The 7,846-nt window shown below is 69.5% G+C and carries 7 protein-coding genes; 3 read left to right on the forward strand and 4 right to left on the reverse strand.

Going from position 1 to position 7,846, the window contains the following annotated elements; genetic code table 11:
• The first annotated feature begins 26 nt into the window (after positions 1 to 26).
• Both QMO76_RS34300 and ppc read left to right on the forward strand, forming a co-directional pair.
• Positions 27 to 368, forward strand: a complete 342-nt coding sequence (locus QMO76_RS34300) for a DUF4333 domain-containing protein (RefSeq protein ID WP_306365535.1) — start codon at positions 27 to 29, stop codon at positions 366 to 368.
• Between the two features lie 73 nt (positions 369 to 441).
• Positions 442 to 3,204, forward strand: coding sequence for a phosphoenolpyruvate carboxylase (gene ppc, locus QMO76_RS34305; RefSeq protein ID WP_306365536.1), 2,763 nt, complete (start codon positions 442 to 444; stop codon positions 3,202 to 3,204).
• A 208-nt stretch (positions 3,205 to 3,412) separates the two neighbouring features.
• Here ppc and QMO76_RS34310 read toward each other — a convergent pair whose 3' ends face one another.
• The 4 genes from QMO76_RS34310 to QMO76_RS34325 form a co-directional block, all read right to left on the reverse strand.
• Positions 3,413 to 4,381 (reverse strand): sigma-70 family RNA polymerase sigma factor, encoded by a 969-nt coding sequence (locus QMO76_RS34310; RefSeq protein WP_306365537.1) that lies wholly within the window; start codon positions 4,379 to 4,381, stop codon positions 3,413 to 3,415.
• Positions 4,382 to 4,760: 379 nt separating this feature from the next.
• Positions 4,761 to 6,281: a methyltransferase gene (locus tag QMO76_RS34315; protein ID WP_306365538.1), complete on the reverse strand. Its 1,521-nt coding sequence runs from the start codon at positions 6,279 to 6,281 to the stop codon at positions 4,761 to 4,763.
• A 53-nt stretch (positions 6,282 to 6,334) separates the two neighbouring features.
• Positions 6,335 to 7,066 (reverse strand): VOC family protein, encoded by a 732-nt coding sequence (locus QMO76_RS34320; protein ID WP_306365539.1) that lies wholly within the window; start codon positions 7,064 to 7,066, stop codon positions 6,335 to 6,337.
• Between the two features lie 31 nt (positions 7,067 to 7,097).
• Positions 7,098 to 7,448 (reverse strand): DUF3099 domain-containing protein, encoded by a 351-nt coding sequence (locus QMO76_RS34325; protein ID WP_306365543.1) that lies wholly within the window; start codon positions 7,446 to 7,448, stop codon positions 7,098 to 7,100.
• A gap of 159 nt (positions 7,449 to 7,607) precedes the next feature.
• On the opposite strand from QMO76_RS34325, the gene QMO76_RS34330 reads away from it, so the two are divergent.
• Positions 7,608 to 7,846 (forward strand): DUF3039 domain-containing protein (locus tag QMO76_RS34330; protein ID WP_372342137.1); only part of this gene is annotated, 239 nt, incomplete at its 3' end.

The raw sequence follows: 7,846 nt of genomic DNA on the forward strand, positions 1-7,846 counted from the left end.
GGGGGGTCGGCGGCGATACTTCCGACATGCCCGTTTTGCTCTCGGCCCGCCGTCGATCCGCCCGCGCGCTGTCCGCCTCCGCGCTCGTCCTCGGCTTCGCTCTCGCCGCTTCCGCGTGTTCGGTCTCGATCGGCGGCAGCCCCGTCGTAGAGGAGGCCGAACTCGAGAATTCGATCAAGCATACGCTCACCGACCAGGTGGGCGTCGCCCCCGACGCCATCGACTGCCCCGGCGACCTGCGCGGGAAGGAGGGCACCACCATGCGTTGCACGCTGACCGCGGGTGCCGACACGCTCGGGTTGACGGTGACCGTGACCGGCACCGACGGCGATACTGTCAACTACGACGTGCAGGTCGACGAGTCGTGAGAGCGTACGTCGGGCGATAGCCGAAGGGATGCCCGGTCCGCCTCCCGCGGCGAGAACGGGCAGAATTCATTCCATGCGGGAAGATCGGATCGAAACTGCCACCGCGCCGCTGCGCGACGACATCCGGTTCCTCGGCGGGATCCTCGGCGACACCATCCACGACCACGAGGGGTCGGATGTCTTCGACCTCATCGAGCGGGTGCGGGTGGAGGCGTTCCGGGTCCGGCGTTCGGAGGTGGAGCGCCGCGCCGTCGCCGACATGGTCCGCGATGTGGACATTCACACCGCCATACCGCTCATACGCGCCTTCAGCCATTTCCTGCTGCTGGCCAACCTCGCCGAGGACCTACAGCGCGACCGCCGCCGCGCCGTGCACATGGCGGCCGGGGAACCGCCGCAGGACTCCAGCCTCGCCGCCACCTACCGCAAGCTCGACGCCGCCCGGCCCGACGCCGATATGGCCGCCGAACTGCTGCACGACGCGCTGGTCTCGCCGGTCATCACCGCGCACCCCACCGAGACCCGGCGCCGCACCGTGTTCGATGTGCAGTCGCGCATCACCGAACTCATGCGGCGGCGGCAGCGCTACGCCGAGTCCGAACCCGAGTACGCCGCCCTCGAGGCCGATATCCGCCGCCAGGTGCTGCTGCTCTGGCGTACCGCGCTGATCCGCCTGGCGCGCTTGCGGATTCAGGACGAGATCGAGGTCGGCCTGCGCTACTATGACCTCACCCTCTTCGATGTGATCCCGCGCATCAACGCCGAACTGCGGCAGGCACTGCGGGCGCGCTGGCCCGAACAGGAGCTGCTGACCCGGCCCATCCTGCGGCCGGGCTCCTGGATCGGCGGCGACCGGGACGGCAATCCGAACGTCACCGCCGAGGTGGTGCATCGGGCCACGCATCGCGCGGGAGCGGTGGCCTTCGGCAACTACCTCACCGCACTGGTGGATCTGGAGAAGCAGCTCTCGCAATCGGCGCGGCTGGTGCCGGTCACCCCGGCCCTGGCCGCGCTCGCCGACGAGGGCTACGACGATTCGCCGCAGCGCGCCGACGAACCCTACCGGCGCGCCCTGCGCGGCATCCGCGCCCGGCTCAGCGCCACCGCGCAGCGGTCGCTCGGCGAAATCCCCACCGACGGTATCGATGTCGGCGCGCGCCCGTACAGCGGGCCGCGTGAGTTCCTCGACGAGCTGTGCGTGGTGGACGCCTCCATGCGCGCCTCCGGCGACGGGCTGCTCGCCGACGACCGCCTCGCCGCGCTGCGAAACGCGGTGGAGACCTTCGGATTCCACCTCCAGGGCCTGGACATGCGGCAGAACTCGGAAGTGCACGAGCAGGTGGTGGCCGAGTTGTTCGCCTGGGCCGGAGTGCATTCCGACTACGCCGCGCTCGACGAGGCACAGCGGGTGGAGCTGCTGGCCGCCGAACTCACCACCCGCCGTCCGCTGGTCGGCTCGAACGCCCGGCTCAGTGAGCTGGCCGCCAAGGAACTCGGCGTGGTGCGGGCGGCTCGTACGGCCCTCGACGACCTTGGCGCGGATACCGTGCCCAACTACATCATCTCCATGTGCACCTCGGTCAGCGACATGCTGGAGGCGGCGCTGCTGCTGAAGGAGGCGGGCATTCTCGACCCGGGCGACGCGCAGACGCCGCCGTCGAGCCCGGTGGGGGTGGTGCCGCTGTTCGAAACCATCGACGATCTGCGCCACGGTGCGGACATCCTGGTGGCCGCACTCGAGGTGCCCGCCTATCAGCGGCTGGTCGCGGCGCGCGGGATGCGGCAGGAGATCATGCTCGGCTACTCCGACTCCAACAAGGACGGTGGGTACCTCGCCGCCAACTGGGCGCTGTACCGGGCCGAACTGGACCTGGTGGAGGCGGCGCGCAAGACCGGAATCCGCTTGCGGCTCTTCCACGGTCGCGGCGGCACGGTCGGTCGCGGCGGCGGCCGCAGCTACGACGCGATCCTGGCCCAGCCCGCCGGAGCCGTGCGCGGTTCGCTGCGGCTCACCGAGCAGGGCGAGGTCATCTCCACCAAGTACGCCGATCGCGGCACCGCCTACCGCAATCTGGAGGCGCTGGTGGCGGGCACCCTCGAATCCACGCTGCTGGATGTGGAGGGGCTCGGCGCGGACGCCGAACCGGCCTACGAGCTGCTCGATGAGCTGGCCGAACTCGCACGCCTGGCCTACGCCCGGCTGGTGCACGAGACGCCGGGGTTCGTGGAGTACTTCCGGGCCTCCACGCCGATCGCGGAGGTCGCCGACCTCAATCTGGGCAGCCGCCCCGCCTCCCGCAAGCCCACCAATTCGGTGTCGGATCTGCGGGCCATTCCGTGGGTGATGGCCTGGAGTCAGTCGCGGGTGATGCTGCCCGGCTGGTACGGCACCGGCTCGGCGTTCGAGCAGTGGATCGGCGACGACCCGGAGCGGCTGGCCACCCTGTCGGACCTGTACCGGCGCTGGCCGTTCTTCCAGACGGTGCTGTCGAATCTGGCGCAGGTGATGGCCAAGGCCGATATGGACATCGCCGCCACCTATGCCGAACTCGTGCCCGATGAAGCGTTGCGCGACACCGTATTCGGGATGATCCGGGACGAGTACGCCCGCACCGTGCGGGTGTACGCCGCGATCACCGGCAGCGACGAGTTGCTCGCCGACAATCCGGCGCTGGCCGAATCCATCCGCAACCGCTTCCCCTACCTGGAGCCGCTGAACCAGATGCAGGTGGAACTGCTGCGCCGCCGCCGTGCCGGGGATGATTCCGAACTCGTGGAGCGCGGCATCCTGCTCACCATGAACGGCTTGGCGACCGCCCTGCGCAACTCCGGGTAGCTCGCCGATCCCACCCGGCAAGACATTCTGGACCTGCAGTCGGGTGGCGAGCAGCCGACCGCCGGACCCCTGATCGCGTCGGGTGTCCGACCACCGTGACCACAAGAGCCGGTCGGTCCACGCTGTCCCCGAGGGGTTGGTGGGCAGCGGGAACCGACCGGCGGTGGTGTCGGACCGGCGCCTCGAAGACGGCCCGACGATCTGGGGTCTAGCTCGCGTAGGCGCGCAGGCGGTCGGCGCGCTCGCCCTTGCGGAGCTTCGACATGACCTCACGCTCTATCTGGCGAACCCGCTCGCGGGACAGGCCGAACAGCTTGCCGATCTGGTCCAAGGTGCGCGGCTGGCCGTCGTCGAGGCCGTAGCGCAGGCGGATGACCTGCTGTTCGCGCTCGTCCAGGGTGGCCAGCACGGTGCGCACGTCGCGGTGCAGCAGACCCGCGATGACGGCGCTCTCGGCGGAGGTGGCCTCGGAGTCCTCGATGAAGTCGCCCAGCGGGGCTTCCTCGTCATTGCCGACCGGCATGTCCAGGCTCACCGGATCGCGGCTGTGGTCCAGCAGATCGGCGATCTTCTCGACCGGAATGCCCGACTCTCGCGCCAGTTCGGCGTCGGTGGCCTCGCGTCCCAGCTGCTGATGCAGTTCGCGCTTGATCCGGGCCAGCTTGTTCACCTGCTCGACCAGGTGCACGGGCAGCCGGATGGTGCGGCTCTGATCGGCCATACCGCGGGTGATGGCCTGCCGAATCCACCAGGTGGCGTAGGTGGAGAACTTGAAGCCCTTGGTGTAGTCGAACTTCTCCATGGCTCGGATCAGGCCGAGATTGCCCTCCTGGATGAGGTCCAGCAGCGGCATACCGCGACCGGTGTAGCGCTTGGCAAGCGACACCACGAGACGCAGGTTGGCTTCGAGCAGATGCTGGCGCGCGGCCTGACCTTCGCGAACCAGTATCGCGAGATCCCTCTTCTTCGTGGCCGACAGCCGTTTGCCGGTCTCCAGCAAATGCTGAGCGTAGAGGCCCGCCTCGATGCGCTTGGCCAGCTCGACCTCGTCGGCCGCCGTCAGCAGCGCCGTCTTGCCGATCCCGTTCAGGTACACGCGTACCAGGTCGGCGGCGGGGCTCTGGGCGTCGAGGTCCTGTTCGCTGGTGCGCACGTCAGTGGTGGCGGGGCTTGTCATGACTTGCCTCCTGTCGGTGGTGTCTCACTCCGATCAACGGACCCGACATTCGGAAAGTTCCCCGCCGTGAGCCTGATAAACCGCATCTGAGCTGCGGTTTCATCACGCTTCGGCTGAGAAGTTCCTGAGAAGGGTCCGCCCGGGGAACGCGGCCCCCGACGGGTCCGCGCCGTTTTCCGGGTGGTTGCCGTAACCGGATCCCAACTTCCGCATACGCCCCCGGATAGGCGCTTTCCGCGATGAATAACCTCCCCGACGGACGTGGTGTGGCGTGGGTCTCGAGGGAGCAGCTCAACCGATAGGTGAAACGGCGGGTGGTCACCGCGCATTCCCCGGGAATGCCCGCGACCACCCGCCGTGAGGTGTGCTTTTCGCCGAACTACCGAACCGGTCGGATCAGGCCGTGCCGGACCAGGTCCAGCACCACCCGCAGGGCGGCGGTCCGGAACTCCGGGGTTGCCGCGTCGCCGGACTCACCGAAGGCGAGCAGCTCGACCAGATCGGCCAGCGGCAGACCGTCCGGCCGCATCCCGGCCAGCAGGGCGGCGATGGCGTCGTCGATCTCGTGCTGCCAGCGCGGGCCGTCCCCGCGATGCAGCCGCGCCACCCGCTGCTCCCAGCCGTGCGCACCCGGCAGTGCGACCCGCTCCAGCGCAGTCGCGGCATCCACCTCGAACCGTGACGACCACGCCACCTCGGGGTCGGTGGCCACCGCGCGCAGCCACGCCGAGCGCTCGAAGTACCGGGCGGCCTCCGGACCCAGCGGATCGTCGAAACCGTGGGTGAGGTCCTCGGCCAGCAGTTCGGTCGGGCCGTCGATGGCGCGCAGATAGACGAAGCCGAAACCGATGCCCTCCACCTCGGCCGCCGCGAAGGCGTCCAGCCAGGCTTCGGCGCGGGCCTGCGCGGCCGGATCGCGCGGATCCAGTCCGGCGTCGCGCAGCCAGGTGCCGACATAGAGGGCGGGATCGGCCACATCGCGCTGCACGATCCAGGCATCCACCCCGTGATCGGGCAGCCAGCGCGCGACCCGGCCGCGCCAGTCCTCGCCCTCGACATGGACCCAGGAGGCCAGCATGGCGGCGGTGCCGCCCGGATTCAACAGGGCGGGGGCACCCGAGACGACGAGTTGACTGGCCCCGTCCAGCGCCAGCCCGGAATCACGGTAGGTGTGCTCGACCCGGGCCGGGCCGACCACGAATGGGGGATTGGCGACCACCTGGTCGAAGCGGCGGCCCGCCACGGGGTCGAACCAGGAACCCTCGAGCAGTTCGACGGTCAGGTCGTTGAGGGCGGCATTGGCGTCGGCCAGCCACAGGGCGCGCTGGTTCACGTCGGTGCCGGTGACGGTGCGGCCGTAACCGGCGGCGTGAACGGCCTGCACGCCGCATCCGGTGCCCAGATCGAGGACGGTGCCGACCGGTTCGGTCGGGGTGGCGCGCAGCAGCGACAGTGACGCCTGCCCGACGCCGAGCACATGGTCGGTGTCCAGGGCCCGCCGCCGCATGGAGTCGTCCAGATCGGACAGGATCCAGCGGGTGCCGTGACCCAGGTCCAGGGGCCGCAGGTCCAGGGCCGCCCAGACCTCGCCGCCCTCGCGGTCGAGTAGTCCGGCGGCGACCGCGGCATCGATATCGACCGGCTGCAGCGCCGCGGCGGCCTCCCGCTCGGGTACCGGATCGCCGAGCAGCAGCAGCCGGATGAGCACACCGAGCTCCCCGGCGGCGCGGGCTGCCCGGCGCACCGGTACCGGTTCGGAGCGGCCGAGAGCGGAGTGCGCCGCGTCGCCGAGCACGTCCAGCAGCGTGTCGGCGTCGTAGCCGACGCGGGTGAGGGCGACGCGCAGGTCCGGGGCCAGTGCGGCGAGCAGGGACGACGTTGTCGTCGGATTCGTCGGCATGACCGAAACTCTGCCACCGCGACCATCGCGCATCGCGCGGCGGCCCCGGAACGTCACTCCCGGGGCTTGCGTCCGGTGATGCAGTAGGGCTGGCCGCTCGGATCGGCCATGACGATCCATTCCTTGCCGGTGCCGAGGCGCCGGGCGCCGAGCGATTCGTGCCAGGCCGCGGTGGCTTCGGTGTCGGTGCTGGCCAGATCCACGTGCGCCGAGGTGGGGCGGTCGTCGTCGAGTCGTTGCAGGAGGAACTGCACGAGCGGGCCTTCCGGCGGGCGCAGGCGGTCGAATTCCGGCCGGGTGGCCGGGGTGTGGGTCCAGCCGGTGAGATCGACCCAGAACCGGCTCTCGGCCTCGTAGTCCGCGGCCCCGATATCCAGGCACACCTGGTCGAGCCGAGAGCGGCTGCCGTCCGGAGCGGTGACCACCGGTGTGTCGCCGGTACCCGCGGAACGGTCGAAAGGTGTGAGGCAGAACGTCATTCCGTGCGGGGATTTCAGCACGGTGTAGTCGGGATGTTCCAGAACCAGCGTCGCGCCCAATTCGCGGGCACGTTTCACGGCGGCGGGAACGTCATCGACATCGAGGTCCATGTGCACCCGCGGATGGCTTTCCACCGCCTGCATCTTCACGCTGGGTGTCCCGGATTCCGGGAGCAGCGTGACGAATTCCCCGTTGTCACCGCGCTTGTCCGACAGCCGGGTTCCGGTGACGGTGGTCCAGAAGCCGGCCGCGGTATCGAAGTCGGCGGCGGGACGGTCCAGGAACACCCAGAGCCATCGAACCATCGTGCGTTCTCCTGTCATCGGCGGGCGGCCGTCAGCTGTCGATGGCGCGGTGGTGGCCCGATTCCAGGGCGATCTGGCGGCGGCGCTCGTCCCAGCGACTCGGCTCGTCCTTGCGGCGGGGCGGGCGGTCGTTGGCGACGAGCACCGCGATCCACGGCAGTGGAATGGACACGCCGATGATCAGCAGCGAGATCACCCAGTTCTCCCACATGCTGTAGGCCACCGCCGCCAGGATCAGGCAGGGAATCCGGAAGCCCATGAGGATCGTGTACCGGCGTACCCGGTTCCGGTGCTGCTGCTCCAGCGATGTCTGCGCCTCGGTGATGAGCACCGGCTTCTCCGGCTCACCCTTGAAGAAGCCCTGCGAAGGCCGGGGCGGCATGGGTATGGAACCGGCCGGCCGGAACTCGAACTCGGGGCGAACCTCGTCGCCGTCGTGCTCGGCATCAGGGGTCTCGCCGTCACGCTGCATACCCCCGAGTCTTCCACCCCCGCCACGCGAATGCACACGGCGGTGGTCCCGCACCGGGTTCCTGGCAGAATGGAGGCCGTGAGCGCAGACACCCTGGTACGCCCCGATGAGACCACCGACGAGTCCACCGACAGCGATATCCCCAAGTACTTCCACTACGTGAAGAAGGACAAGATCGCCGAGAGCGCGGTCATGGGCACCCACGTCGTGGCCCTCTGCGGCGAGGTCTTCCCGGTCACCCGTTCCGCCAAGCCCGGCTCCCCGGTCTGCCCGGAGTGCAAGCGCATCTACGAGATGATGAAGAAGGA

Source organism: Nocardia sp. CC227C (assembly GCF_030767025.1).
Lineage (GTDB): Bacteria > Actinomycetota > Actinomycetes > Mycobacteriales > Mycobacteriaceae > Nocardia.

Coding starts and splice junctions, on each gene's coding strand:
- QMO76_RS34300 (WP_306365535.1), top strand. CDS start 27: ATGCCCGTTTTGCTCTCGGCCCGCCGTCGATCCGCCCGCGCGCTGTCC.
- ppc (WP_306365536.1), top strand. CDS start 442: ATGCGGGAAGATCGGATCGAAACTGCCACCGCGCCGCTGCGCGACGAC.
- QMO76_RS34310 (WP_306365537.1), bottom strand. CDS start 4,381: ATGACAAGCCCCGCCACCACTGACGTGCGCACCAGCGAACAGGACCTC.
- QMO76_RS34315 (WP_306365538.1), bottom strand. CDS start 6,281: ATGCCGACGAATCCGACGACAACGTCGTCCCTGCTCGCCGCACTGGCC.
- QMO76_RS34320 (WP_306365539.1), bottom strand. CDS start 7,066: ATGGTTCGATGGCTCTGGGTGTTCCTGGACCGTCCCGCCGCCGACTTC.
- QMO76_RS34325 (WP_306365543.1), bottom strand. CDS start 7,448: ATGCCGCCCCGGCCTTCGCAGGGCTTCTTCAAGGGTGAGCCGGAGAAG.